Genomic DNA, 25,182 nt, shown 5'->3' with positions numbered 1-25,182 from the left:
CTGGGGGGTGCGTCGTGCAGTTCAGCGTCTCAACATTTTCCTTCGCTGGCGAGATCTTTGCGAAGATATTCTTCACCCTTGGCGATCGGGTCGCGGCCGGTCCCCGTGCCACGAATGCCAGAGGTCCGCGTACCCGCCGCCGGCCGCGACCAGGTCCTCGTGCGTGCCCAGCTCGGTGATCCGCCCGTCCCGCATGACCGCCACCCGGTCCGCGTCGTGCGCCGTCTGGAGGCGGTGGGCGATGGCGATGACGGTACGCCCGCCGAGGACGGCGGCCAGGGCGCGCTCCGTGTGGCGGGCCGTTCCCGGGTCCAGCAGGGCGGTGGCCTCGTCGAGGATCAGAGTGTGGGGGTCGGCCAGCACGACCCGCGCCAGGGCCAGCTGCTGGGCCTGCGCGCCGTCCGGGCGGTGGGCGCCGTGGCCCAGGTCGGTGTCCAGGCCGTCCGGGAGGTCGTCGATCCAGTCGGCGCCCACGGCGGTCAGGGCCGCGCGCTGGTCCGCGTCGGTGGCGGCGGGGGCGGCGATCCGCAGGTTGTCGCGTACCGTGCCGAGGAACACGTGGTGCTCCTGGGTGACGAGGACGACGCGCTCGCGCAGCCGGTCGGGGTCGAGGCCGGCCACGGGGACGCCGCCGACCGTGACGGAGCCGGTCCGCGGGGCGTCCACGCCCGCCAGCAGCCTGCCCAGCGTCGTCTTGCCCGCGCCGGAGGGGCCGACGATCGCCAGCCGCTCGCCGGGGCGTACGCACAGGTCCACCCCGTGCAGCACGTCCGGGCCGCCGTCGTAGGCGAAGCGCACGCCGCGGACCTCCAGCCGGTCGCCGGCCGGCTCCGGGGAAGCGGCCGGCGTGCTCCGGGGAGCCGTGGCGAGGCCCTCCACGCGGGAGAAGGAGGCGATGCTGCTCTGCAGGCGCTCCAGCTGCTCCAGGACGGTGTTCAGCGGCTGTTCGAGCCGGCGCAGGTAGAGGGCCGCGGCGACCACCGTGCCCAGCGTCACGGCGCCCGGCTGCCGCGTCATCAGCGCGCCGCCGAGCAGCAGGACGGTGGCGACGGGGATGGCGTACGAGACGTCCACCACCGGGAAGAGCACGCTGCGCAGGAACAACGTCCTGGTACGGGTGCGGCGGCACTCGTCGATGGCCCGCCGGGCGGCCGTGATGCGGCGGTGCTCGAGCCTGAGCGCCTCCACCGTACGGGCGCCGCCGGTGGTGGCGGCGAGCTCCTCGGCGAGGGCCGAGTTGGCGGCGCCCTCGGCCAGGTACGCCCCGACCGCCCGGCGCAGGTACCACCGGGAGGCGAACCAGATGCCGGTGAGGCCGAGCACCCCGCACGCGCCCAGGAGCGGGTCGAGCGCGAAGACGGCGGCCAGGATGAAGACGGCCTGGACGGCGGCGATGGCCACGTCGGGACCGGCGTCGCGGAGCGTGGCGCCGACCGAGGCGACATCCGTGGTGCCCCGGGTCGTCAGGTCGCCGGTCCCGGCGCGCTCGACCACGGAGGCGGGCAGGGCGAGCGTGCGCTCGGTGTACTCCTCCCGGACGCGGGCCAGCGTGCGCTCGCCGAACCGGTGGCCGACGAAGCTCGCGTAGCGGGACAGCAGGAGCTGGGCCACCCCGCAGACGAGGATGGCCAGGGCCAGCCGGTCCACGGCGGCGACGGTCGCGCCGGACTTGACCTCGTCGACGATGCGGCCGAGCAGCCACGGGGCGGCCAGCCCCGCGCCGGCGGCCAGGGCGTTGAGCGCGAGCATGGCGGCGAAGGCGCGGCCGTCCAGGCGGACGAGCCGCCACGCGGCCCGGCGCGTCCGCCCCGGCTCGGCGACCGGCAACCGGCCGTCGTCGGCGGAATCGGGGGTGGCGGTCATCGGGCGAGTTCCTGAGGCGGGACGCCGGTCCCATCGGCCGGCCCGTCGTCCTCCTCGCCACGGGACACCAGCAGGCGGTAGCCGGGCTCGTCGCGCAGCAGGCCGGGGTGCTCGCCCGTGGCCGCCACCACGCCGTCCACCAGGTAGTACACCGTGTCCGCCCGATCCAGCACGAGAGGCGAGGTGGTGGTGACGACGGTGGTGCGGCCGGCCCGCGCGGCGCGCAGCCGGTCCGCGACGGCCGCCTCGGTGTGGGCGTCCAGGGCCGAGGTGGGCTCGGCCGCCAGGAGGACCTCCGGGTCGGCGAGCAGCGCACGGGCCAGGCGGACGCGCTGCCGCTGCCCGCCGGACAGGTTGCGGCCCTGGGCCGAGATCACCGAGTCCAGCCCGTACGGGAGCGCCCGCACGATGTCCTCGCCCATGGCCGCGCGCACGGCGCGGAGGAGTGCCTCGTCGTCCGGGTCCCGGCTGCCCGCGATGACCTCGCGCAACGCCCCCGCGAACACGTCTGCCTCGTTGTCCGCCACCAGGATCCGGTCACGTACCCGCTCCCGGCCGAGGTCGCGGAGGCGGACCCCGCCCCAGGTGGCGGCCGACTCGGTGAAGCCGCCCAGGCGGTCGAGGACGGCCGCCGCCTCCGCCGGTCGCGCGCCGACCAGCGCGGTCAGCCGCCCCGGCGCGATCTCCACGCCGGACGCGGGGTCGCGCAGCGTGGCCGGCGACCCGGGTGCCTCGGTGTCCCCGCCCTCGGCGGCAGGCTCCAGGTTCAGGAAGTGGACCACCCGGCGGGCGGCGACCAGACCGCGGCTGAGGTCGTAGCCGCCCTCGGTGAAGAACGCGACGGGCACCACCAGCACGGCGGCGTACCCGTACACCGCCACCAGCTCCCCGACCGTGATGTCCCCCTGCACGGCCATCCGGGCCGCCAGCCACGTCACCGCGCCCAGGAACAGCGTGGGCAGGCCGACCCCGAGGGCGTGGATCCAGCTCGTCACCGCCCCGACCCGGTACCCCTGCTCGCGCAGCTCCTGCGAGCCGCGCCGGTAACGTTCCGCGTACACGTCCTTGCCGCCGATGCCGTTCAGCACCCGCAGCCCTCCGGCGATGTCCGCGAACCGCGCGGCGAGCTCCCCCTGCCGCACCCGGTAGGCCGTCTCGGCCCCACGCAGCCGCCCCAGCAGCGGGCCGAGCAGCACCGCGAGCAGCGGCACGCCCAGCAGCACCACGGCGGCCAGCGGCGGCGAGACGGACAGCAGCAGCCCGGCCACGACGAGGTAGGCCAGGACCGCGCCGACGCCCGGGCCGGTGATGGTGAGCGTCTGGGCCAGCATGGCGGCGTCGCCGAACCCGATCGTGACCACCTCCCCGGCCGTCACCTTGCGCGGCAGCGCCGCTCCCAGGCGCGTCGCGTGCAGGACCACCACCTCCACGGTCCGGAACGCGGCGTCCATGCGCACCCTCGTCATGGTCCGGTGGCGCATGATGGCCAGCCACGCGTTCAGCACGCCGGTGCCGAGCACGGCGGCGACCCACCAGGCCAGCACGGGCAGGCGTCCCGTCGCCAGGCCGTCGTCGATGGCGCGGGACAGGAAGTACGGCGGCAGCGTCAGGCACACCATCCAGGCCGTGGCCAGGAACGCGCCGAGCAGGACCCGGCCGCGCTGCCGCGTGACCAGCCACCACAGGTACCGTCCCGCGCCACGGCAGTCGGGGGTTCCGGGATCCATGATCCGCTCTGCCATGTCCAGCACACTAACGACCCGGCCGCGGTGGACCGGGAAGGGGGTCCCTAGGGCACGAGGACGACCTTGCCCGTCGTCCGCCTGGTCTCCAGCGCGGCGTGGGCGGCCGCCGCCTCGGAGAGCGGGAACGCCTGCACCGCCGGGACGAGCGTGCCGTCGGCGGCCGCCGCCAGCGCCCTGGCCTCGTACGCGGGCCGTTCCTCCGGCCGCCCGAGCAGGAGCAGCAGGGCGTTGGTCGCGGTCAGGCCGCGCTCCTTGAGCTCCTCCGGGTCCGGCGTGAAGTCCTGCTGGGAGGCGTTGCCGATGGTGACGTACCGGCCGCCGTCGGCCAGGAGCTCGAACGCCGCCCGCGCCCTGTCCCCGCCCACCCCGTCGAGCAGGGCGGTGACCGTCCGGCCGCCGAGCCGGTCGGCGACGGCCCGCTGCCAGGAGGGCTCGTCGTAGTCCACGGCGAGGTCCGCGCCCAGCTCGCGGACGGCCGCCACCTTGGCGGGACCGCCGGCCGCGCCGACCACCGTCGCGCCGAGGCGGCGCGCGTACTGGACGACCAGCCGGCCGATGCCGCCCGCCGCCGAGGTCACCAGGACCACGTCGGAGGAGGTCAGCTCGGCCGCGTCCAGGAACTGCAGCGCGGTGCAGCCGGTGACGATCATGGCGACGGCCGTCTCGTGGCCGAGCCCGGTGGGGATGCGGTGCAGGGCTGCCACGTCGGCCACCGCCAGCTCCGCGTACCCGCCCGGGCGGCCGGCCGACGTCACCACGTCGCGGCCGATCCAGGCGGGGTCCACCCCGGGGCCCGCGGCGGTGACGACTCCCGCCACCTCGCCGCCGAAGATCGACGGGAGCTCGGGCAGGGGCGGCGTCGACCCGCCGGACAGGCCGGCCCGCATCATCGTCTCGACCAGGTGCACGCCGGCCGCGTGCACGGCGATGCGCACCTGGCCGGGACCGGGCTCGGGGTCTGGGACGATCTCGTAGCTGAGGTTCTCGGCGGGGCCGAAGGTGTGCAGGACGACGGCGTGCATGGCTCTCTCCCGAAGGTCGCGTACTCCGCGCCTGCAACCTCGACCATGCTTGAGGTCAACCCTCTCAGATTCGCGTCGAGCTCGCCCGCGCCGAGGCGCCTATCGAGCTGGGCGGTTCGGCCCGAACAGGTGCCTCCAGCGCTCGGCCGCCCGGATCATGTCCTGGTTGGTCTGGTGCAGGAACCTGGCCACGGTCTCCATCCGGGCGCCCACCGGGGTGGTCGCCCCGAAGACCTGCGCCCCGTCGCGGGCGGCCTCCGCGAGCCGGGCGTTGCGCTCCACGCTGGCCAGGTAGGACCGGTACCAGACGTCGTCGTCCACCACGTAACGGTCACGCCGCCGCCGGGGATCGCGCTCGCGCCTGATCAGCTCCTGCTCCTCCAGAAAGGCGACGGCGGTCGAGATCGAGGCCGGGCTGACCTGCAGGCGCTCGACCAGCTCCCGGGCCGTGAGCGCCCCGGTGTCGGTGGTGGACAGGCAGGTGAGGACCCGGGCCGTCATCCGCGGCAGCCCCGTCAGCATCAGGACCTCGGTCATCCGCTCCTCGAACGCCCGCACCGCCCTGGGGTCACGCCCGTAGGCCGTCGGAGTGGCCCGCCGGGCGGGCGGCGGGGCCGGCTTGCCACGCCGGGCGCGCCGGCCGGTCGCCTGCTGGGCACGATCGGCCCGGTAGTCCTGGGGGCCGCCGTTGCGCAGCACCTCACGGCTGACGGTGGAGGTCGGCCGGTCGAGCCGCCTGGCGATCTCGGCGTAGCCGAGCCCTTCTGCCAGGCCCGCCGCGATCTGCCGCCGGTCCTCGTGGGTCAGCCTGCCTCCCGGCATCGTCGCCCGCCTCCCACTCGCTCGATCGTTCCCGGCCAGTATTGCGTTCGAACCCACTCCATTGCAACTTTCTCCATTGCGTTCGCCCCTAGACCCATTGCAATCTTCACCTCAATCTACCTGCTGATACGCCACTCGTGCCGCCGAAGGCAGATTGACGACAAGTATGAATGCAACGTAGCTTTTGGACTTGTCCGAACACGTAGTATCGCGAAGCAGGGGAGACGCGAATGAGTAACGCAGTGCAGAAGGTGCTCGACGGGGCCGTGGCCGACGGCGGGGTGCCGGGGATCCTCGCGGACGTGCGCGACGGGCGCGAGAGCTGGTTCGGTACGGCGGGAGTGGCCGACATCGAGACCGGCCGCGAGCGCCGCCCGCAGGACCGGTTCAGGATCGGCAGCCTCACCAAGGCGTTCACCGCGACCGTGGTGCTGCAACTCGCCGCCGATGGCGCGCTGAGCCTCGACGACACCGTGGAACGATGGCTGCCGGGCGCGATCCCCAACGGGGGCGGGATCACGGTCAGGCGGCTGCTCAACCAGACCAGCGGGATCTTCAACTACACCATGGACGAGAAGATCATGGGCCAGTACGTCGGCCCGGCCGTCCTGGAGCGCCGCTTCGACCGCATGCGGCCCGAGGAGCTGGTCAAGATCGCCACGAGTCACGCTCCCGCGTTCGCGCCGGGTGAGGGCTGGGGCTACTCCAACACCAACTTCGTGCTCGCCGGGCTGATCATCGAGAGGGTCGCCGGCCGGACGTACGCGGAGGAGGTCGAGCGGCGCATCGCCCGCCCGCTCGGCCTGGCCGGCACGTACGTCCCCGGCGACGACACCGAGCTGCGCGGCCCCCACTCCCGCCACTACTCCAAGCTCATGCTCGCCGAGCCCGACGCCGAGATCCACGACGTCACCGAGCTGAACGCCTCCGGCGCCTGGGCAGCCGGCGGCATGGTGTCGACGGCCGACGACCTGCACCGGTTCCTCGGCGCCCTCCTGGGCGGCCGGCTGCTCCCGCCCGCGCTGCAGGAGGAGATGTTCACCGGCGTCTCCACCGAGGGCTCCGAGTGGATCCCGAACACCACGTACGGGCTGGGCGTCTTCTGGCAGGAGCTGCCCGGCGGGGCGACCGTCTGGGGCGGCGGCGGCGCGATCAACGGCTCCTGGACGTACGCGATGGGCAGCCGCGACGGCGAGCACCTGGTCGTCAGCAACGTCAACGGCGACTGGGGCAACTTGATCGCCACGTTCGCCGAGCTGCTCCAGGCCGAGTTCTGCCCCGGTGACACCCGTTGACGAAGGTTAACTCAACGTACTAGATATCAAATTGTCTCCACCAGGGAGCTGGCGGCGGCGCTCGGCACAGCGCCGCCGACGGCTACCAAGATCGTGCAGAGCCTCGCCAGGGCGGGGCTCATCGAGACCCGCGAGGGTGCCAAGGGCGGCATCAGGCCGGCCAGGCCGTCCGAGAAGATCACGCTGCTGGACGTGCTCCAGGCGAGCGAGCAGGAACGCCCGCTGTTCAGGACGGACATCGACCACGCGCTGACCGGCGGGCGGCCCGACGTGATCCGCCGGCGCGTCGCGGACAACCTGCGGCAGGCCGAGGACGCCATGAAGGCCACCCTGGCCGCGACCACCATCGCCGACCTCCACCGGGACAGCTGATCTCACCCGGTCGCGTGGGATCCGGGCCTGACCGGTCCGTACGCGCCCAACGACCGGCCGGCCGGGGTCGTCCGCCTGGCTCGGGGCAGGGTGGTATCTGGGCACCGAGACCGGCGACGCGGTCGGACGGGTCGAACGGGGCTAGGGGACGAGCTTCAGGGAGGGCCGCTGGTCGGGCAGGCCGATCAGCTCGCGCACCCGGGCGATGGGCCAGGCCAGCTCTTGAGCCAGGGTCGCGGCGCTCAGGCCGCTCCCGCCGCTCGCCAGCTCGAAGGCGTGCGCCAGCAGGACGGGCTGCTCGCCCGGATAGCCGGAGACCGGCTCGTTGGTGAAGCCGGGCTGCTCGCGCAGCGCGTTGAGGCGCTGGTAGGCCCGGCCGGCGGCCGAGTCGGACAGCAACCCCGTCTCCCGGCAGCGGTAGAGCAGCGAGTCGACCGACACCCCCCAGGTCTGCCGCAGCTCCGCCAGCCTGCGCAGGTCGGCGCGCGGCGGGAGCTGGGGCAGGATGCTGTCGCGGGGCGTGAGGAACTCGGCGGCGAAGGCGTCGGCCTCGCGCTCCTGCTGGGTGTCGCCCGCGGCGGTGTCGCCGTGCAGGATGAGGTGGCCCAGCTCGTGGGCGGCGGTGAAGCGGTGGCGGTAGATGTCGTCGAACCTGTTGGGGGTCAGCACCACGATCGGCCGGGGCAGGCTGGAGGTGGAGAAGGCGTCGACGGTGACCGCGTCGGGGTCGTGGCGGGGGAAGGCCACCACGATGCCGTGCGCCTCCATGCGGCGCACCAGGTGGCTGATCGGGCCGGTGCCCAGCCCCCAGTGGGCGCGCAGCGCGCGAGCCGCGCCCGCCGGGTCGCGCGGCAGCGCCGAGTGCATCTCGCCGCCCGCGAAGCCGGGCAGGTCGACGGCGGGGAGCTGGACCCGCTTCTCCAGGGCGTAGGCCAGCTCCCACACCTGCTCGACGAAGGCCACGGCCTTGGCCCGCTGGTAGGCGCGGGTGGAGCGCAGGCTGCGGAAATGGGCCATGGAGCCGTCGAGCTTGCCGTGCGGGCGCCCCGGCAGGAAGAACGCCATCGGCACCGACAGCACCTCGGACAGCAGCGGGATCAGATCGGGCCGCGGCCGGGTGACGCCGGCCTCGTACTGCCCGACCGCCGCGGGGGAGACGCCGAGGTGCTCGGCGACCTCCTTCTTGGTGAGCGCGGCCAGATGGCGGGCCTGGGTGAGGCGCGTGGCGTCGAAGGCGTCGGCGACGGCCTGCGGAGTCAGCCCGCCCGGCCGGGAATCACGCACCGCTTGCGGCTTCTGGCCTGATCGGGGTGGCCTCGCTGACAGGCGCCGCGAGCCGGGCGGCGCCGGTGCGCGGATTGAGCTCGGGCGCGGGCAGGACACCCTGGTCGAACGCCGCCGCGCTGTCGCCGCGGGCGGGCGAATGGGCCTCCTGCAGCAGCGGGATCTCCTCGCAGTGGTGCCAGCGCAGGCTGCCGAGGCGGTCGAGCAGCTCGGCCTCGCCCCACCAGGCGTCCAGCAGCCCGGCGTGCGCGTTGCAGGCATAGGCGATCAGCACCAGCCTGGTGTCCTCGGGCAGGTCGCCCAGCGCCTCGGCGACCGGGACCGCGTGCGGCGCGACGTCGTGCAGGGCCAGCTGCCGCATCCGCGGCTCCGGCCCGAACCGGTTGAACAGCGCCTGCACCAGCGCCGACGGCCGCCCGTCGCCGATGCGGGCGCTCATCACGCTCACCGAGCGGTCCTTGGCGTAGCGGAACGGGAACAGCAGCTTGCCGTTCACCACCACCAGCTCGTGCTGGGAGCCGCCGGGCTTCACGATCCGCACGTCGCCCTGGTCGCCGAACGCCTCGGCCAGCGCCTCGAACTTGCGCGACATGAGCGTGAACCCGAACGGGTGCAGGTGGTCGGTCTGCGCGACCTTCTGGGCGTCGCGGGCGTTTTCCAGCGCGACCGACAGCGCCTCCGCGACACCCTGCCTGATCAGGGGGACGCGCTGCCCGAACGTCTCGTGAGCCCACTGGGACACCCGCATGCCCGACCCTCCCGCCGCTTTATTTTCCAACATCATAGACCCGCTCCGGCTTCATGATGCCCGTGCGACACACCCGTGACTTGTCCACTTCGCACATCTGTATGACAATGCGCCTCGACCAGGCCCAGGGTGCCTGCGCGAACGATCGGAAGAGGCCCGCGCGTGACCAGGTGGACCGTCAACTGCTCCATCCTCTACACGGACCTGCCACTGCTGGAGCGGCCGGCCGCGGCGGCGGCCGACGGGTTCACGGCGGTCGAGTTCTGGTGGCCGTGGCCGGTGGCGGTGCCCGGTGACCGGGAGGTGGAGGGGTTCGTCCGCGCCGTCGAGGACGCGGGCGTAAGGCTCACGGGGCTCAACTTCTTCGCGGGCGACATGCCGGCCGGCGAGCGCGGCCTGGTGTCGTGGCCCGGCCGCACGCGCGAGCTGCTCGACAACATCCCGGTTGTGGCGGCCATCGGCGAGCGGCTCGGCTGCCGCGCGTTCAACGCCCTCTACGGCAACCGGATCGACGGGGCCGACCCCAAGGAGCAGGACGACCTGGCGGTGGAGCTGCTGACGGCCTGCGCGCGGGGCGTACGGGGCACCGTGCTGCTCGAACCGGTCAGCGGCGCGCCCCGCTACCCCCTGCTGACCGCCGCCGACGCCGTCGCCGTGCTCGACCGGCTGGGCGAGGTGCCCGATGTGGGGCTGCTCGCCGACTTCTACCACCTTGCCGTCAACGGCGACGACGTGCCCGCCGCCATCGAGCGGTACGCCGGGCGCATCGCCCACGTGCAGATCGCCGACGCCCCGGGAAGGGGTGCCCCCGGTGAGGGCGAGCTGCCGCTCCGGCAGTGGATCGACGACGTGCGCGCCGCCGGATATGACGGGTACATCGGCCTCGAATACCGCTCGGATGGCCCGGACGCGTTCGCCTGGCTCCCCCGCGAGGCCCGCGCCGCAGACCCGGAAGGACCTCCGGCGTGACCGACTTCGCCCGCAGCTCGGAAGGATCATCGACGTGACCGCCATCGCCTTCATCGGCCTCGGCATCATGGGCAGCCCCATGGCCGTGCACCTGGTCAGGGCCGGGCACGCCGTGGCCGGCTACAACCGCACGCCGGACAAGGCCCGACCGCTGGCCGAGGCCGGCGGGCGGGTGGCGGGGTCGATCGCCGACGCCGTGACCGGCGCGGAGGTCGTCGCGCTCATGGTGCCCGACTCGGCCGACGTCCAGGACGTGCTGACCGGTGCGGACGGCGTCTTCGCGCACGCCGCGCCCGGCACGCTGATCGTCGACTTCTCCTCGATCCGCCCCGACGTCACGCGCGAGCTGGCCGAGCAGGCAGGGGAGCGGGGCCTGCGCTACCTCGACGCCCCGGTCTCGGGCGGCGAGGCGGGCGCCAGGAACGCGGCCCTGTCGATCATGGTGGGCGGCGAGGCCGACGCCTTCGAGGTCGCCAGGCCGATCTTCGACGCGGTCGGCAAGACCGTCGTGCACGTCGGGCCGAGCGGCTCGGGCCAGACGGTCAAGGCCGCCAACCAGCTGATCGTCGCCGCCAACATCGAGGCGCTGGCCGAGGCCGTGGTGTTCCTGCGGGCGTACGGGGTGGACCTGGAGGCGGCGCTGAAGGTGCTCGGGGGCGGCCTGGCAGGGTCCGCCGTGCTGGCGCAGAAGGGCGCCAACATGGTCGCCCACTCCTTCGAGCCCGGGTTCCGCATCGCCCTGCACCACAAGGACATGGGCATCGTCACCTCGGCGGCCCGCGAGGCGGGCGTGGTGCTGCCGCTGGGGGCGCTGGTGGCCCAGCTGGTGGCCTCGGCGAACGCCACCGGCGACGGCGCGCTGGACCATTCGGCGCTGCTGCGCGGCGTGGAGCGGCTCTCGGGGACCGAGTAAAGGGAGTGCCAGATCCGTCACTTTAAGTGACAAGTATGATTACGTAGAGTAATCATCGCTGTTAGTTGTTGGCCATGTTCTCATTTGGATCATGGCCCTCCCGGGCGGCGACCGCCGCGACCGCGGCCTTCCTCGCCCTGGTTCCGGCCGCCGGCGCGAGCGCCGCTCCCGCCGAACTCCCGCCTCCCCTGTCCGTCCCGGCCGCGTACGCGGAGCTCCAGCAGCTCGTCGTCGCCGAGCCGCGCCCGATGGCCGGCTACAGCCGCGCCCGCTTCCCGCACTGGGCACGGCAGGGCTACTCCTGCGACACCCGCGAGACGGTGCTCGCCCGCGACGGCGTGGACGTCAAGCAGGACGAGAGCTGCCGCGCCATCTCGGGCACCTGGTACAGCGAGTACGACGGCAAGGAGTTCACCAGCTCCTCCGCCCTCGACATCGACCACATGGTGCCGCTGGCCCAGGCGTGGCGCTCGGGCGCGAACGCCTGGACCGACGCGCAGCGCAAGCGGTTCGCCAACGACCTGGACGGGCCCCAGCTCATCGCGGTCTCGGCCGCCTCGAACCGGTCCAAGGGCGACCAGTCCCCCGACCAGTGGCGGCCGCCGCTGCGCAGCTACTGGTGCACGTACAGCCGGGCCTGGATCGACATCAAGGCCCGCTACCAGCTCACCATCACCGACGCCGAGCGGGACGCGCTCCTGGAGATGGTGTCGACCTGCCACGAGGATGGAGGCGCGTGAGTGGCGCCGAAACGTACGAGAGCAGCGTCCTCGCCGGTCCCGGCGGGGTGATGACGGATGAGGTCGGCGTCATCACCGGCGAGGTGACCGTGCGCACGGAGGTGGCCGGCGACCAGGTGACGGTACGCATCCAGTACCTGGACGCCGACGAGTGGTACGAGATCGAGGGCAGCCCCCTGGGCCCCGCCGCCGATCCAGGACCGCACCTCCACAAGGAGATCGTCCAGGCCGTCGAGCGCGGCATGCCCAACGGCCTCGCCGACCTCCGCCCGGCCACCTGAACGGCCCGGTACCGGAAAGCCAGCCCCGGTGGCCCGAAAGCGCCCCGGCCGGCTGAAGACGGCCCCGGCGACCCCGTGTCGCCGGGGCCCTCGCAGCTCAGCTCCCGGCCTTCTCCTTCTCCGAGAGGCGCCGGATCAGCTCCTCGGCGGTCATCGCCTCGCCGGGCGGCGCCGGCGCCGGATGGACGCGCATGCCGGCCAGCACCAGCCGCACCGCCCGCTCCCGCAGCTCCTCGCCCAGGTCGGCGGGCAGCGTGGGCAGGCCCCGGATGAGCAGCCCGACCACCCCCATGACGTCTCCCGCTCCGACGTCGGGACGCAGCGCCCCCTCGGCGTGGGCGGCGTTCACGACCCGGTCGAGGGCCTCCAGCAGGCGGGTGCGGCTCGCGTCGATCTCGGGCGTGGCGGCCACGTCCGGCACCTGCGCGCCGGCGACCGAAACGAGCAGGTCCAGCCGCAGCCCGGCGCAGCCGCGCACGAACCGGCTGAGCGCGTCCCAGGCCCACGTCTCCTCCGCCCGCGCCTCCTCCGCCAGGGCGATCATGCGGTCCAGGCCGTCGGCGAGTACGGCGTGGATCAGGCTGTCGCGGTCGGGGAAGTGCCGGTAGAGCGTGCCGGCGCCCACGCCGGCCAGCCGCGCTATCTCGTCCATCGTCGCGCCGGGGCCCTGCTCGGCGAACACCCCCCGGGCCGTGTCGACGATCAGCTCTCGATTCCTTCTGGCGTCCGCTCTCAGTTGGCCCGGCGCGCCCATGCGGTCAGCCGCCTCTCGCTCGACTTCACTTCTCGCTGCAGCCTAACGTCAGAAACCGGAGAGATTTTCTCCGCTTACTGATTGACTGAAGGGTGATCACTATGAAAGCCCTGGTCGCGCGGGCGTACGGACCGCCCGAGGATTTCACCCGTCTTCGCCGGCTCCCATGCTCCTGCCGCCGAGGCCCTAGGGCCCGGTGGAGCTGGTGGCGTTCGACGGGCACCTACCGGCGTGGGGCACGGCCCGGCGATTGTCGGTGGCGTGGCGTTGAATCGCCCTCATGGAAACCCGACAAGGCCCGTTCTGGGACGTGCTCGCCGGAAGGGTCCCGCAGCCCCCGGCCGCCACGACGCTGGGCTGGGAGTTGCTCAGCGTCGACCCCGACCAGGGGACGATCGAGGTGGCCTTCAAGGCGGGCGAGAGCTTCACCAACCCTGTCGGCGCGATCCAGGGCGGGTTCCTGGCCGCGATGCTCGACGACACGCTCGGCCCGGCGCTGGTCGCCACGCTGCCGCCGGGCCACTTCGCCCCGACGCTCGACCTGCACGTCCAGTTCCTGCGTCCGGCCCGTCCCGGCAGGCTCGTCGGCCGGGGCCGGGTCGTGCGCCGGGGCCGCCAGGTCTGCTTCATGTCCGGTGAGCTGCTCGGACCCGACGGCGAGCCGGTGGCCGTGGCGACCGCGACGGCACACATCCAGCCGACCAAGCAGGACTGAGCGCGGGCCTTCCCGCGCACGCACGCCGCCACCGACGGCCGACCTGCCCCATGACCGGCCGGTCTCACCTCATGACTAGGAGGTCAGGCGCCCCCGGTAGACCTTCCTGGCCCGCTCGTACAGGTCGAGGTGGTCGCCGAGCTGCTCGGCCGTCTCGAAGGTGCCGAACTCCCGCAGCACCACCTCCAGCCGGTCCAGCCACGCCAGGCACCACCGCACGTCCGCCTCCCTGGCCACGTGCCCGCCCGCGACGTTCACGTACACCGGGCTGGTGTGGGCGTAGGCGCCGCGGTGCATGGTGCGCGGGTGCGGCCCGCCGGTGGCCACGGCCACCACGTACGTCGGCTCGCCCGCCACCGTCGTGGCCACCAGCCGCCCGGGAGGCCCCTGCGCCAGCACGCCGTCCGCGGTGCGGATCTCCAGCGACTCCACCTCCGGCCCGATCGAGGAGACGACGATCTCCACCCGCTGCCCCGGGGCCAGCTCCAGCGTGTCGCCCGGCCCGTACCCGTTGACCGTGAGCTCCAGCCACGGCCCGGTGGTGGCGAACGTGCGCCCGAGCAGGATCGCCTCGGCGTAGGACTCGGCCGTCAGCGGGCCCGCGACGTTCGCGTACACCCGCTCCCAGCCGGGCGGGCCGGAGGCGGTGCCGCGGCGGCAGAACGACAGCACGGCGTCGGTCCCGGCGGTGACGGCGAGCCGGTTCCCGGCGCCGATCAGGCGGCGGTAGACGGCGGCGGTGGCCGCGATGGAGGAGTGGTTGAGCACGTCGAGGGTGTCGATCAGGCCCAGCGCCGCGTCGGCCACGATCTCCCTGGCCGAGCACGAGCGCCCGCGGTCGAGCACCACGTCCGGCGGGTCGTCGTCGCCGAACGGCGTGTGGAACGGATGCCCGTAACCGGTGATCCCGCCCAGCGCCCGCAACTCCTCCAGCGCCACGGAGTTGGGCGGCCAGTCCGCCGTCCCCTGGAAGCCCGTGTGGTAGCGCCGCGGCGGCTCGCGCAGCCCGAACGCGGTCAGGTGCCCGATGAGGTCGTTGCGATATTCGACGCCGAGCCTGGCCAGGTGCCGGTCGTCGGACCACGGCAGGTCCTTGCCCGCCCAGTGCCTCAGCGCCTCCACGTCGTAGACGCGCTCGCTCGCCACGTTGCCCGCCACCAGGTTGAGCACGTGCAGGTCCTCGCCGTGCTGCGCGGCGGCGGCCAGGGCGGGCGCGGCCGGCTCCTCGCCCATCCAGTTGAGGTGGACGTGCAGGTCACCGCCGTACCAGCCGCGGGCGGCCGCGTCGTAGAGCCGCTCGGGCGCCAGCTCGACCAGCGTCTCGGCGCCGGCCTCCGGGGTCACGGTCACCTCGGCGAAGGTGTACTCCATCCCCCTGGTCACGGCCACGGTGACCGGCTCCGCGGGTACGGCGACCACGAGGTCGTCCCCATGGAAGTACGGCCGCCGGAGCCCGTCGATCTTCGGCGGGGCGCCCTCCGGATACCAGCCCTGCCCGTTGGCCCCCGTGACGCTCCACCGGCACGGGAACCCGGCCCGCACCCGGACCGTGGCCGCCGGGGCCCGCCTGCTCAGCGGGGACAGATCGACCGGCTCCCCGCCCACCAGGACGGACTCGCCCACCTCGACGACCTTGGCCCCGCGCGGCGCCACCACGTACGGCGTGCCGTCCACGACCACCGTCACCGGCTTGTCCCGGCTCGAATCCAGCAGCAACGCCGTACGGAACGGCCCGTCGCCCAGCACCACCCGCGTGCCGGCCTCCAGGGCGCACCCCTTGGGGGTGAGGCGCAGCGCGGGCAGGTTGTCCGGCACGTCGCCGGCGAGCGCGTCGCGCACGACCCGATCGGGGTCCACCTCGCCGAGGTGGTCCTCGAGCTCGGCCGCGGGCAGGTCGGGGTGGCGCTCGGCGACCTGGCGCAGGGCGGTGGCCCAGTAGCCGTGGTGGCCGGACAGGAAGACGGTGGCCCAGGCCTGGACGACGTACGACAGGGGCGGCTCACCCCAGCGGGCGTCGTTGGCGTCACGCAACGCGCGGTACTCGGCCAGCGCGGCGGCCACGGGGGCGGGAAGCAGCGGATCGTCACACATCGGACACTCCCTGGAATTGGACGCGCCGTCATCGTGACACGAATCGTCCGCTGCGTCCCTCATCTCGGGGTACGGGGAGGTCATGACGCACATCATCGATCGCGAAGCCGTACAGGACCTGCTCGCCACCCGCGACGCACAGCTCGTCGAGGTGCTGCCCGAGCGTGAATACGCGTGGGCGCACCTGCCACAGGCGGTCAACCTGCCCTTGCGCGGCCTCGACCGGTCCGCCGGCACGCTGGACCGGGAGCGCCCGGTCATCGTCTACTGCCACGACTGGCTCTGCGACCTGAGCCCGCGCGCCGCCCACCGCCTCGAACGGCTGGGGTTTCGCGAGGTGTACGACTACGGCGTGGGCAAGATGGACTGGTTGTCCGCCGACCTGCCGTACGACGGCCACGCCGCCCTGGTGTCCCAGAACGTGCGCCGGGACCCGGTGACCGCCGTGCTGGACGACCCGCTGGGCTCGCTCACCGAGCGCATCATCGCCGACCCGGCCGGGCTGGCCGTCGTGGTGGACGAGGACGACGTCGTCCAGGGGATCATCGGCTCGCGCGAGCTCAAGGGCGCCGACCTCGACGACACCGCCGAGAGCGCCATGCGGCTCGGCACCACCACCGTACGCCCGAGCGAGGAGCTCGAACCGCTGGTCCAGCGCATGGACCGGGCGAAGGTGGACCACGTCGTGGTGACCCAGGCGGACGGGACGCTGGTGGGCCTGTTCGGCCTCGGCGACTCCCGCCCGCCCGAGAACGAGTCCGACCGGGGCTGAGGCCCGCTCAGCCCCGGTCCCGATCGGGACGGAACGGCCGGCAGGCGCGCTCAGCCTCGCCGGTCCAGCCGGAACATCGGGTGCCCAGGGCTGCCCGGCTGGGCGTCCAGCGACTTGTCGTCGAGGATCGGCACCGCGTCCTCGGCGACGAACACGCGCACGTCCTCCTTCTCGACCACCTGGTCTCCCGCCTGCGGCGTGCTCGCCAGGGAGACCTCCAGAGTCCCGGCCTCGTCCGCCTTCGGGGCGATGCGCAGCCCCGCGTCGGCGGGTACGTCCTCTCCGACCATGAGGTCACGGATGGCGACGACGGCGTTGTCGGTCAATGTCAGCACGACCTGCTCCTTTGTCCGGTGGAACCCTCCGCCTCCCCCCGGCCTCATGGCCCAAACACCGGCCCGAACACCGGCCCGAACACCGGCCCGAACACCGGCCCGAACACCGGCCCGAACACCGGCCCGAACACCGGCCCGAACACCGGCCCGAACACCGGCCGGAATGCCGGGGTGACTCCCGGGTAGCGGAGGCCGCATGGGTAAGACCGATGGAGCCGTACTGGACGCCCTGCTCGACCGCTACGGCCGCACGTTCGCCCGCGAGGCGGGCATCAAGCTGTCCGACCAGCCGAAACCGCTCTACCAGCTGCTCGTCCTGGCCACCCTGCTCAGCGCGCGCATCTCGGCGGAGGTCGCCGTCGCCGCGGCCAGGGAGCTGTTCGCCGCCGGGTACGCCACGCCCAAGGGCATGCGCGAGGCGAGCTGGCAGGACCGGGTGGACGCGCTGGGCCGTGGCCACTACCGCCGCTACGACGAGCGCACCGCCACGATGCTCGGCGACGGCGCCGACCTGCTCATCGACCGGTGGAAGGGCGACCTGCGCCGCCTGCGCGACGAGGTCAAGGGCGACGACCGGCGGATCGCGTCGCTGCTGATGGAGTTCCCGGGCATCGGGCCGACGGGGGCCGACATCTTCCTGCGCGAGGTCCAGGCCGTCTGGCCGCAGGTCGCGCCGCACCTGGACAAGCGGGTGCTGGACGGCGCGGGCAAGCTCGGGCTGCCGCGCCAGGCCGGACCGCTGGCGAAGCTGACCCACTCCGGCGACGAGCTGGCACGCCTGTCCGCCGCCCTCGTCCGGGTCTCGCGCAGCAAGAAGTCCGTGGACGAGGTCAAGTCGGCGGCGGCGCGCTGACCATGAAACGGACGGGCTGTTAGGTTCGGGCACATGGGTGAGTTTGTGAGCGTCGAGGTGGCCGACCAGATTGCCACGATCCGTCTTGACCGTCCGAAGATGAACGCCCTCAGCGGGCAGGTACAGCTGGAGATCGCCGAGGCCGGCGCCATCGTGGACGCGGATCCGCAGGTGCAGGCGGTGATCCTGTACGGCGGGGAGCGGGTGTTCGCGGCCGGCGTGGACATCAAGGAGATGGCGGACATGTCGTACGCCGACATGTCCGCCCACTCCCGCACCCTCCAGGACTGCTTCGCCGCGATCGCCCGCATCGGCAAGCCCGTCATCGCCGCCATCACCGGCTACGCCCTGGGCGGCGGCTGCGAGCTCGCCCTCTGCGCCGACTTCAGGGTCGCGGGGGAGTCGGCCAAGCTGGGGCAGCCGGAGATCCTGCTCGGCCTCATCCCCGGCGCGGGCGGCACCCAGCGACTGCCCCGTCTGATCGGCCCGGCCCGCGCCAAGGACCTCATCTTCACCGGTCGCCACGTCCCCGCCCCGGAGGCCCTCGCGATGGGCCTGGTGGACCGGGTGGTGCCCGACGAGCAGGTCTACACCGCCGCCCTCGAATGGGCGGCCACCTTCGTGGGCGGCCCGACGGTCGCCCTGCGGGCCGCCAAGCAGGCCGTGGACCAGGGCCTGGAGACCGACCTCGACACGGGGCTGGAGATCGAGCGGCTGCAGTTCGCCGGCCTGTTCGCCACGGACGACGCCAAGATCGGAATGCGGGCGTTCGCGGAGAAGTCCAAGGCCAAGTTCACCGGCCGGTAGGACCACGCCCGGGCGGCGCCGGCAACCTGCAACGAGAAGTCAACACATTCGGTAAGGCTCGTCCTTACCGATGTTGGTTTGCCACTATGGTGGCGTTTCATGATGCGCGTCCTGGTCCCCGCGCGGCTCCGCACGGCCGTGCGCACGTGGTTCGACTCCCGTTACATCTCCATCGCCGACCACCGCCAGGACATCAGGGACGCGCTCTGGGAGGTCCAGACCCTGAGGCGCGAGGTGGCGACCCTGCAGAGCGAGGTGGAGCGGCTGCGGAAGGCCCGGCCGCCGGCGCCCGGGCCCGTGGTCGACAAGGCGAAGATCGACGACACCCACCGGCTCGCGCAGGAGACGGCCAAGGCCCTGGACGGGGTTCTGCAGAACGAGGTCCTGGTCTGGCAGGCCATCGACGAGCTGCGCGCCGGTCGCGGGGAGCCGGGCCGTCCCGAGGAGCAGCCGTGCGCGTGACCTGGACCGGCGGCGCGAACCTGGACTTCCGCCTCGACCCGGAGGACGGGATCACCGGCAAGGCGTCCGACGAGCACCCGATCAAGCTGGCGATCAACTCCTGCTCCGTCGGCGGGGTCCCGGGCGACGCCCACCCCGACCTGTACGCCGTGGCCGCCTGGACGGTCGTGGCCCCGTGGACCAGGAAGCGGATCACGTTCGACCGGGCCGTCTCGGCGGAGGTGGCCCAGGCCCTGCACGCGGGGTGGGGCGTCGACGCCGGCCCGGTGGGGGCCGAGCCGCGCCGGCCCGGGGCCAGGCTCGCGATCTCGTACAGCGGCGGGGCGGACTCGGTGGCGGCGGCCACGATCTTCCCCGAGGCCCCGTTCGTGCACTTCCGCCGGGTCGCCCACCCGCGCGTGCCCAACCGCTGGCCCCACTACCGCTCCGACGTCCTGGCCAAGCTGGCCGCCAAGACCGGCCGCGAGCTGAGCACGGTCACCTCCGACCTGGAGTACACGCTCGCCGAGCCCCGCCCCGGCTACCCCGAGCACCACGCGGTGGCGGCGGGCGCGCTGCTCCTCGCCGACCAGCTCGACCTGGGCGGCCTGGGCTTCGGCTACGAGCTGGGCTCCCGCTGGCTGGGCGGCGGCCGCTACCTGTGGCGCTTCACCCCCGACAACCCGATGTGGTCGCCGCACGGCAGGTGGGGCCGCCTGTTCGCGGCCGCCGGCGTGCACATCGTGCTGCCCGTCGGCGGGGTGAGCGAGGCGGTCACCATGCGCCTGGCCCTGAGCTCGCCCCTGAAGGAGCAGGTCCGCTGGTGCCTGCGCGGCACCGACGGCCCGTGCCGCAACTGCGGCAAGTGCCTGTACAAGGAGCTCATCCAGGCGGCCGTGGAGCGCCGCCCGCTCGACACCCCGATCACCGCCGACCGCGCCGTGGCCCGCAAATACCTCAAGAAGCCGCCGTACGGGGGCCAGGAGATGATCCAGTACGGGCTGGCGCGCGTCCCGGGGATCGAGAACACGCTGTTCGCCCCCGTGCTCGACTACTTCGACGTCACGGAGGAGTCGACGAGCTGGCTGGATCACTGCTACCCGCCGGCCCTGGAGGAGATCCCCGAGCGGTGGCGGGCCGAGGCGCGCGCGTTCGTCGAGGCGAACGTCGGGCTGATGAGCGGGGACGAGGTGCGCAAGGTGGAGTCGTGGGGCGCCTGATCTGCCGACGGGCGAGAAATGGAGTGGCGGCGTGAAGGTCTATCTGTCGGTGGACATGGAGGGCGTGACGGGGCTGACGGACCCCGAGGAGATGCACGCCGGCAAGCGGGGTTACGAGCGCGGCTGCGAGCTGATGACCGCCGACGCCAACGCCGCGATCGAGGGCGCGTTCGCGGCCGGGGCGAGCGGCGTGCTGGTCAACGACGCCCACGGGTCCACCAAGAACCTCCGGATCGACCTGCTGGACCCCCGGGCGAGCCTGATCAGGGGCCCCGGCAAGGCGCAGCGGATGGCCCAGGGGCTCGACGGGTCGTTCCAGGCGGCGTGCTTCGTCGGCTACCACGCCCGCGCGGGCGTGCCGCACGGCGTGCTCAACCACACCTGGATGGGCAAGGAGATCCAGAACGTCTACCTCAACGGCGAGCTGTGCGGCGAGACCCGGCTCGTCGCCGCGTGCGCCGGGTTCCACGGGGTGCCGGTCGTGGTGGTCACCGGGGACGAGGCCGTCGGCGACGAGGCCCGGGAGCTGCTCGGGGACGTGGAGACGGTGGCGGTCAAGAAGGGCATCGACAAGTTCTCGGCCGAGCTGCTGCCGCCGATCGTGGCCCAGGCCCGCATCCGTGAGGCCATGCAGCGGGGGCTCGGCCGGTTGACCGACTTCACGCCGTACGTGGTGCCGGCGCCGTACACGCTGGGGGTGGAGTGGAACTCCACCGCCATCGCCGCCGCCGTGTCGCTGGTTCCCGGGGTGAAGTCGGCGGGATCGCGGCACACGGAGTTCACGACCGACGACTTCACCCAGATCATGGCCCTGTTCGGCATCTTCGCCACGATCGGCGGCCAGGTGGCGTGCGGCAGCGGCCCCTATGGCTGACCGGGCGACCCTGACCCGGCGGGGGCTGCTCGTCGGGATCGGCGCGGCCGGCGGCGCGGGCGCGATGTACGCCGCCATGGGCGCGCTCGGCCTGGCCCCCGCCGACCAGGACAAGGAGTTCACACCCCCGCGGCCGGGCGACTTCACGCTGCGCGGCAAGGGCACGGCCAAGGTGGTGATCCTCGGCGCGGGCGTGGCCGGGCTGACGGCCGCGTACGAGCTGGGCAAGGCCGGTTACGACTGCACGCTGCTCGAGGCCAGGCAGAAGGCGGGCGGCCGGAACCTCACGCTGCGCGGCGGCGACCGCCTGACCGAGCTGAACGGCCCCGCACAGGACGTGACGTTCGGCGAGGGCGTCTACTTCAACGCGGGCCCCGGCCGGATCGCCCCCTGGATGGTGACCCTCGACTACTGCCGCGAGCTGGGCGTCCCCATCGAGACCTTCATCAACAACAACGCCGCCGCCTACGTCCACACCAACGGCCAGACGGTCAGGGCCCGGACGGCCCGAGCCGACATGTACGGCTACGTCGCCGAACTCCTGGCCAAGGCCACGAACCTCGGAGCCCTGGACAAGGCCGTCACCGAGGACGACCAGGACCGGCTCCTGGAGTTCCTGCGGCGGTTCGGCGACCTCGGCCCGAAGCTCGAGTACGAGGGCTCCCCGAGACGCGGTTTCACCAAATTTCCGGCCATCGACACCGGCATCCCCGTCCCCGCCCCCGGCACCCTCCACCAGATCCTCGCCGCCGGCACCGGCCGCGCCATCACCAACGACTTCGGCTACGAGCAGGCCACCCCCATGTTCCAGCCCGTCGGCGGCATGGACGCGATCGTCGCCAAGCTCCAGGAGGCCGTCGGCCAGGACCGGATCACGACCGGCGCCAAGGTCACCAAGATCACCACGCTGGCCGACGGGGTCGAGGTCGCCTACACCGGCGGGACCGTCAAGGCCGACTACTGCATCGCCACCCTCCCGCCCCACCTCCTCGCCAGGATCCCGCACAACCTCGGCGCCCCGGTCACCGCCGCCCTGGCCACCCCGGTCCCGGCGGCCGCCGGCAAGATCGGCTTAGAGTACGGCCGCCGCTGGTGGGAGCTGGAGGACCGCATCTACGGCGGCATCACCGAGACCGACCTCGACATCGCCCACATCTGGTACCCCTCCCACGGCTACCACTCCGAGCGCGGCCTCCTCGTCGGCTACTACAACACCGAGCGCGACGCCGAGCTGTACGCGGCCCTCACCCCGGAGGACAGAAGGCGCCGGGCGCTCACCCAGGGCAAGAAGATCCACGGCGAGAAGTACCGCCAGAACCTCCTGTCCAGCACCTCCATCGCCTGGGAACGCCAGGAGCACATCCAGGGGGCATGGGTGCGCTGGCCGTCCTTTGATTCGTCCTTCACTCTTCTGCAACGCCCCGCCGGGAGGGTGTACTTCGCGGGCGACTGGCTCACCCATCTGATCGCCTGGCAGGCGGGGGCCATGGAGTCCGCCCGCGGCGCCGTCACCCAGCTGCATCAGCGAGTGTTGCAGTCTCCGTGACGTCGCCCGCTGCTCCCATGACGGCAATTAGGCTCGTGGGAGAAGCGATCGAGGAGATGGGATGACGTTGCACTGGGTGCCCGCGACCGAACGGATCGACCTGCTGGCCGATCCGGTGGCCCGTGCCGTACCGAACCTGGAGGGCGTCGAGGTGGCCGAGATCGACCCGGATCTGGCCGACACGGCGGCGTTCTGCGAGAAGTACGGCGTGACTCTCGACGAGTCGGCCAACTGCGTCGTCGTGGCGGCCAAACGGGGCGGCGAGACGCGCTACGCGGCGTGCATGGTGCTCGCGACGATGCGAGTGGACGTGAACGGCGTGATACGCAAACACCTCGACGCCCGCAAGGCCAGTTTCGCGCCGATGGCCGACGCGGTCGAGCTCACCGGCATGGAATACGGCGGCATCACGCCCCTCGGCCTGCCCGAGGAGTGGCCGGTCCTGGTGGACACGCACGTCGCGGAGCACCCGAGGGTGGTGATCGGAAGTGGCCTGCGCAGGTCGAAGCTCGCCGTCTCCGGTGCCACGCTGGCCGGGCTGAAGAGGGCCGAGGTCCTCTCCTTGACCGGTTGAGGCAAAACTGAAGCCGATTCGAGACCGTTGGATGGGAAACCGATGAGGCCGTTCTGGACGTTGTACGAGTGGGAATGTGGCCTCATGGTTCATCTCGTGGGCGGGGATTAAGCCGGTATGGTGCTTCATGCCATGAACGATGACCGACTAGGCCCTTACCGGCTGCTCAGGCGGCTCGGTGAAGGCGGGATGGGCGTTGTCCACCTCGCTGTCGACCCGCAGGGTCGGCAGGTGGCGGTCAAGGTCCTGCGCGGAGAGGTCGCCGGTGACGAGGTCGCCAGGCGGCGGCTTTCGCGTGAGGTCGAGACCATGCGCAGGGTGCGCAGCAAATACATCGCCGAGGTGCTCGACGCCGACGTGACCGGTCATCGCCCGTACATCGTCACGCGTTACGTCCCCGGCCGCGGTCTCGACGAGATCGTCAAGGACGACGGGCCGCTCGACCTGCCCGCGCTGGTCAGGGTCGCGCACGGCGTGGCCTCCGCGCTGGCCGTCGTGCACTCCGTGGGCGTGATCCACCGCGACCTCAAGCCCGGCAACGTGCTGATCCTCGACGGCGAGCCCGTCCTGATCGACTTCGGCATCGCCCAGGCGGTCGACGCGACGCGGCTCACGCAGACCGGCATGTTCATCGGCACGCCCGGCTACCTCGCGCCCGAGATCATCGAGGGCCAGGAGGCGGGGCCCGAGGTCGACATCCACGCGTGGGCGGGCACGCTGCTCTACGCGGGCACGGGCCAGCCGCCCTTCGGCAAGGGCACGCTGGAGATGATCTTCTACAACATCACCGCGGGCAAGGCCGACATCAGCGCCGCCCCCGCGGAGCTGCAGCCGCTGCTGAAGGCGGCCTTCCAGCGCAACCCGGCCAAGCGGCCCAAGGCCGCCGATCTGGCCGAACGGGCCGCCAGGCTGCTGCCCAAGCCGGTGGCGGGCGCGAGCTCCTCGCCCGACGAGGTCTCGACGGTGCCGCGTCCCGACGCGCCGCCGCCGGCCGCCCTGCCGACCCCGCCGCGGCTGGCCGACAAGCCGTCCTACGACGTCTCCACGCCGCCGGTGACGCCCAAGCGGCTGCTGGAGAGCCAGGAGCAGCCCGCCCCACCACCGAAGGACCAGCAGTACGTCTCGCTGCTGCCCAACCAGCCCGACCCGTGGCCGACCCGCAGGGTGCCGCCGGAGGAGCTGCGGCAGATCCAGCGCGAGGCGTTCGGCTACCCGCCGCCGGCGGCCGGCAACGGCCCCGCGGTCCCGCCGCACCCCGAGGCCGACGTGCCCACGAGGCGGGTGCGCCCCGACTCGCCCGACTACCGCAGGGTCAACCCGCCGCAGCAGCAGACCCCCAACTCCGGCCGGCCAGGCGCGGGCTCCGACCTGCCCGACTACGGCCGCCCGGGTGCTGGTCCCGACCTGCCCGACTACGGCCGGCCCAACCCGATCCCGGTGCAGCCGCCCCCTTACATCCCGGCCCAGCAGCAATACCCGCAGCCGGACCTGTCGACCAAGCGCGAGCCCTACATCCCGAGCGTCCAGCCGGGCAAGGTGCTGCAGCGTTCCAGGGCGTACGGCGTGGCGAGCGCGATGCTGCTGATCCTGATGATCGTGGCGGCCGTGCAGGCGCCGGTGCTCGTGGCGGTCGTCGCGGTCCCGCTCGCGATCCTGCTGCGCGCGGCCGACCTGGCCCAGCCGCAGCTCACGGCCCGCAGGGCGGCGGGTGCCGCGGCGCTCGACGTGCTGAGGGTGTTCGCCTACCCGGCGGCGCTGGCCAAATCGGCCGGCATCACGCTGGCGCTCGTGCTCTACGCGCTCATCCTCGGTCTCCCGGTGACGTTGCTGCTCACCGTGGTGGCGCGGATGGACCCGTCCAACGCCCTGGCCTGGGGTGCCGCGATCGCGCTCTGGACCGTCTGCGCAGGCCCCGGCGTGGAGGGTCCCGGCAAACAGATGCGCAGAACGCTCTCATCGCTCGTACCCTCGAGAACAGCGGCGATGGTGATGGCGGGAATCCTCGCGGCGGGTGCCGCGCTCTCGCTGATCCTCGCTTACGGCACGTTCGGGGACAAGCCTAAGGGGGAGGCCGTATGGACTCCGCTGAACGTCGATCCAGTGGTCGAGCAACTGAAAGGTCTGAGGGGGAATTCCGGGGGATGAC

The 25,182-nt window shown here is 72.8% G+C and carries 24 protein-coding genes and 1 pseudogene; 16 read left to right on the top strand and 9 right to left on the bottom strand.

Going from position 1 to position 25,182, the window contains the following annotated elements:
- Positions 1-72 precede the first annotated feature (72 nt).
- From ACTWPW_RS41370 to ACTWPW_RS41355, 4 genes are all read right to left on the bottom strand, one after another.
- Positions 73-1,863 carry an ABC transporter ATP-binding protein gene (locus ACTWPW_RS41370; RefSeq protein WP_443171882.1) on the bottom strand — a complete coding sequence of 597 codons (1,791 nt, stop codon included), beginning with the start codon at positions 1,861-1,863 and terminating at the stop codon, positions 73-75.
- Entirely contained in the window at positions 1,860-3,605 is a 1,746-nt protein-coding gene (locus ACTWPW_RS41365; RefSeq protein WP_443171881.1) for an ABC transporter transmembrane domain-containing protein, read from the bottom strand. The genes ACTWPW_RS41370 and ACTWPW_RS41365 overlap by 4 nt, the downstream gene beginning before the upstream one ends.
- Before the next feature lie 47 nt (positions 3,606-3,652).
- Positions 3,653-4,630 (bottom strand): zinc-binding dehydrogenase, encoded by a 978-nt coding sequence (locus tag ACTWPW_RS41360; RefSeq protein WP_375111460.1) that lies wholly within the window; start codon positions 4,628-4,630, stop codon positions 3,653-3,655.
- A gap of 99 nt (positions 4,631-4,729) precedes the next feature.
- Positions 4,730-5,452, bottom strand: coding sequence for a helix-turn-helix domain-containing protein (locus tag ACTWPW_RS41355; RefSeq protein ID WP_375111459.1), 723 nt, complete (start codon positions 5,450-5,452; stop codon positions 4,730-4,732).
- 230 nt (positions 5,453-5,682) lie between these two features.
- Between ACTWPW_RS41355 and ACTWPW_RS41350 the strand changes: the two genes are divergently transcribed.
- Positions 5,683-6,747 carry a serine hydrolase domain-containing protein gene (locus ACTWPW_RS41350; RefSeq protein WP_375111458.1) on the top strand — a complete coding sequence of 355 codons (1,065 nt, stop codon included), beginning with the start codon at positions 5,683-5,685 and terminating at the stop codon, positions 6,745-6,747.
- Positions 6,748-6,765: 18 nt separating this feature from the next.
- Positions 6,766-7,119, top strand: a pseudogene (locus tag ACTWPW_RS41345) (RrF2 family transcriptional regulator); the annotation flags it as partial.
- A gap of 141 nt (positions 7,120-7,260) precedes the next feature.
- Here ACTWPW_RS41345 and ACTWPW_RS41340 read toward each other — a convergent pair.
- Together ACTWPW_RS41340 and ACTWPW_RS41335 are read right to left on the bottom strand one after the other, a co-directional pair.
- A complete protein-coding gene (locus ACTWPW_RS41340) occupies positions 7,261-8,403 on the bottom strand; it encodes a helix-turn-helix domain-containing protein (protein ID WP_443171880.1) in 1,143 nt (380 codons plus the stop codon).
- Complete coding sequence (locus ACTWPW_RS41335) at positions 8,396-9,151, bottom strand: hypothetical protein (RefSeq protein ID WP_443171879.1); 756 nt, start codon at positions 9,149-9,151, stop codon at positions 8,396-8,398. Before ACTWPW_RS41335 ends, ACTWPW_RS41340 begins: the two co-directional genes overlap by 8 nt.
- Positions 9,152-9,313: 162 nt before the next feature.
- On the opposite strand from ACTWPW_RS41335, the gene ACTWPW_RS41330 reads away from it, so the two are divergent.
- The 4 genes from ACTWPW_RS41330 to ACTWPW_RS41315 all read left to right on the top strand — a co-directional run bounded on the left by ACTWPW_RS41330 (position 9,314) and on the right by ACTWPW_RS41315 (position 12,054).
- Positions 9,314-10,120, top strand: coding sequence for a hydroxypyruvate isomerase family protein (locus ACTWPW_RS41330; RefSeq protein WP_375111456.1), 807 nt, complete (start codon positions 9,314-9,316; stop codon positions 10,118-10,120).
- A 28-nt stretch (positions 10,121-10,148) separates the two neighbouring features.
- Positions 10,149-11,033, top strand: coding sequence for a 2-hydroxy-3-oxopropionate reductase (locus ACTWPW_RS41325; RefSeq protein WP_443171888.1), 885 nt, complete (start codon positions 10,149-10,151; stop codon positions 11,031-11,033).
- A gap of 74 nt (positions 11,034-11,107) precedes the next feature.
- Positions 11,108-11,773 carry an HNH endonuclease family protein gene (locus tag ACTWPW_RS41320; RefSeq protein ID WP_443171878.1) on the top strand — a complete coding sequence of 222 codons (666 nt, stop codon included), beginning with the start codon at positions 11,108-11,110 and terminating at the stop codon, positions 11,771-11,773.
- Positions 11,770-12,054, top strand: a complete 285-nt coding sequence (locus ACTWPW_RS41315) for a hypothetical protein (protein ID WP_443171877.1) — start codon at positions 11,770-11,772, stop codon at positions 12,052-12,054. Before ACTWPW_RS41320 ends, ACTWPW_RS41315 begins: the two co-directional genes overlap by 4 nt.
- 97 nt (positions 12,055-12,151) lie before the next feature.
- Here ACTWPW_RS41315 and ACTWPW_RS41310 read toward each other — a convergent pair whose 3' ends face one another.
- The gene (locus tag ACTWPW_RS41310) at positions 12,152-12,808 is read right to left on the bottom strand and encodes a TetR/AcrR family transcriptional regulator (RefSeq protein WP_375111453.1); all 657 of its coding nucleotides are present in this window, start codon (positions 12,806-12,808) and stop codon (positions 12,152-12,154) included.
- Between the two features lie 280 nt (positions 12,809-13,088).
- On the opposite strand from ACTWPW_RS41310, the gene ACTWPW_RS41305 reads away from it, so the two are divergent.
- Positions 13,089-13,523, top strand: a complete 435-nt coding sequence (locus ACTWPW_RS41305) for a PaaI family thioesterase (RefSeq protein WP_375111452.1) — start codon at positions 13,089-13,091, stop codon at positions 13,521-13,523.
- A 75-nt stretch (positions 13,524-13,598) separates the two neighbouring features.
- On the opposite strand, the gene ACTWPW_RS41300 is transcribed toward ACTWPW_RS41305, so the two are convergent.
- The gene (locus ACTWPW_RS41300; RefSeq protein WP_443171876.1) at positions 13,599-15,614 is read right to left on the bottom strand and encodes a CehA/McbA family metallohydrolase; all 2,016 of its coding nucleotides are present in this window, start codon (positions 15,612-15,614) and stop codon (positions 13,599-13,601) included.
- Positions 15,615-15,696: 82 nt separating this feature from the next.
- On the opposite strand from ACTWPW_RS41300, the gene ACTWPW_RS41295 reads away from it, so the two are divergent.
- Entirely contained in the window at positions 15,697-16,386 is a 690-nt protein-coding gene (locus tag ACTWPW_RS41295; protein ID WP_375111450.1) for a rhodanese-like domain-containing protein, read from the top strand.
- 50 nt (positions 16,387-16,436) lie between these two features.
- Here ACTWPW_RS41295 and ACTWPW_RS41290 read toward each other — a convergent pair whose 3' ends face one another.
- The gene (locus tag ACTWPW_RS41290; RefSeq protein ID WP_364117798.1) at positions 16,437-16,721 is read right to left on the bottom strand and encodes a Fe-S cluster assembly protein HesB; all 285 of its coding nucleotides are present in this window, start codon (positions 16,719-16,721) and stop codon (positions 16,437-16,439) included.
- A gap of 196 nt (positions 16,722-16,917) precedes the next feature.
- Here ACTWPW_RS41290 and ACTWPW_RS41285 point away from each other — a divergent pair, with 196 nt between their 5' ends.
- The 8 genes from ACTWPW_RS41285 to ACTWPW_RS41250 all read left to right on the top strand — a co-directional run bounded on the left by ACTWPW_RS41285 (position 16,918) and on the right by ACTWPW_RS41250 (position 25,181).
- Complete coding sequence (locus ACTWPW_RS41285; protein WP_443171875.1) at positions 16,918-17,574, top strand: endonuclease; 657 nt, start codon at positions 16,918-16,920, stop codon at positions 17,572-17,574.
- A 33-nt stretch (positions 17,575-17,607) separates the two neighbouring features.
- Positions 17,608-18,381, top strand: coding sequence for an enoyl-CoA hydratase/isomerase family protein (locus ACTWPW_RS41280; protein ID WP_375111448.1), 774 nt, complete (start codon positions 17,608-17,610; stop codon positions 18,379-18,381).
- 99 nt (positions 18,382-18,480) lie between these two features.
- Complete coding sequence (locus tag ACTWPW_RS41275) at positions 18,481-18,843, top strand: hypothetical protein (RefSeq protein WP_375111447.1); 363 nt, start codon at positions 18,481-18,483, stop codon at positions 18,841-18,843.
- Positions 18,834-20,042 carry a DUF6395 domain-containing protein gene (locus ACTWPW_RS41270; RefSeq protein ID WP_375111446.1) on the top strand — a complete coding sequence of 403 codons (1,209 nt, stop codon included), beginning with the start codon at positions 18,834-18,836 and terminating at the stop codon, positions 20,040-20,042. The genes ACTWPW_RS41275 and ACTWPW_RS41270 overlap by 10 nt, the downstream gene beginning before the upstream one ends.
- A gap of 31 nt (positions 20,043-20,073) precedes the next feature.
- Positions 20,074-20,916, top strand: a complete 843-nt coding sequence (locus ACTWPW_RS41265; RefSeq protein ID WP_364117806.1) for a M55 family metallopeptidase — start codon at positions 20,074-20,076, stop codon at positions 20,914-20,916.
- On the top strand, positions 20,909-22,462 hold the full coding sequence (locus tag ACTWPW_RS41260) for a flavin monoamine oxidase family protein (protein WP_375111444.1): 1,554 nt from the start codon (positions 20,909-20,911) through the stop codon (positions 22,460-22,462). The genes ACTWPW_RS41265 and ACTWPW_RS41260 overlap by 8 nt, the downstream gene beginning before the upstream one ends.
- Before the next feature lie 61 nt (positions 22,463-22,523).
- Positions 22,524-23,036: a YbaK/EbsC family protein gene (locus ACTWPW_RS41255; protein ID WP_443171874.1), complete on the top strand. Its 513-nt coding sequence runs from the start codon at positions 22,524-22,526 to the stop codon at positions 23,034-23,036.
- A 132-nt stretch (positions 23,037-23,168) separates the two neighbouring features.
- Positions 23,169-25,181 (top strand): protein kinase domain-containing protein, encoded by a 2,013-nt coding sequence (locus ACTWPW_RS41250; RefSeq protein ID WP_443171873.1) that lies wholly within the window; start codon positions 23,169-23,171, stop codon positions 25,179-25,181.
- Position 25,182: the final 1 nt, after the last annotated feature.

It is taken from the genome of Nonomuraea sp. KM90 (assembly GCF_052246675.1).
In the GTDB taxonomy this organism is placed as follows: Bacteria; Actinomycetota; Actinomycetes; order Streptosporangiales; family Streptosporangiaceae; genus Nonomuraea.
The sequence above is the reverse complement of the archived record's forward strand: the minus strand, read 5'-3'. Positions and strand labels throughout refer to the sequence as shown.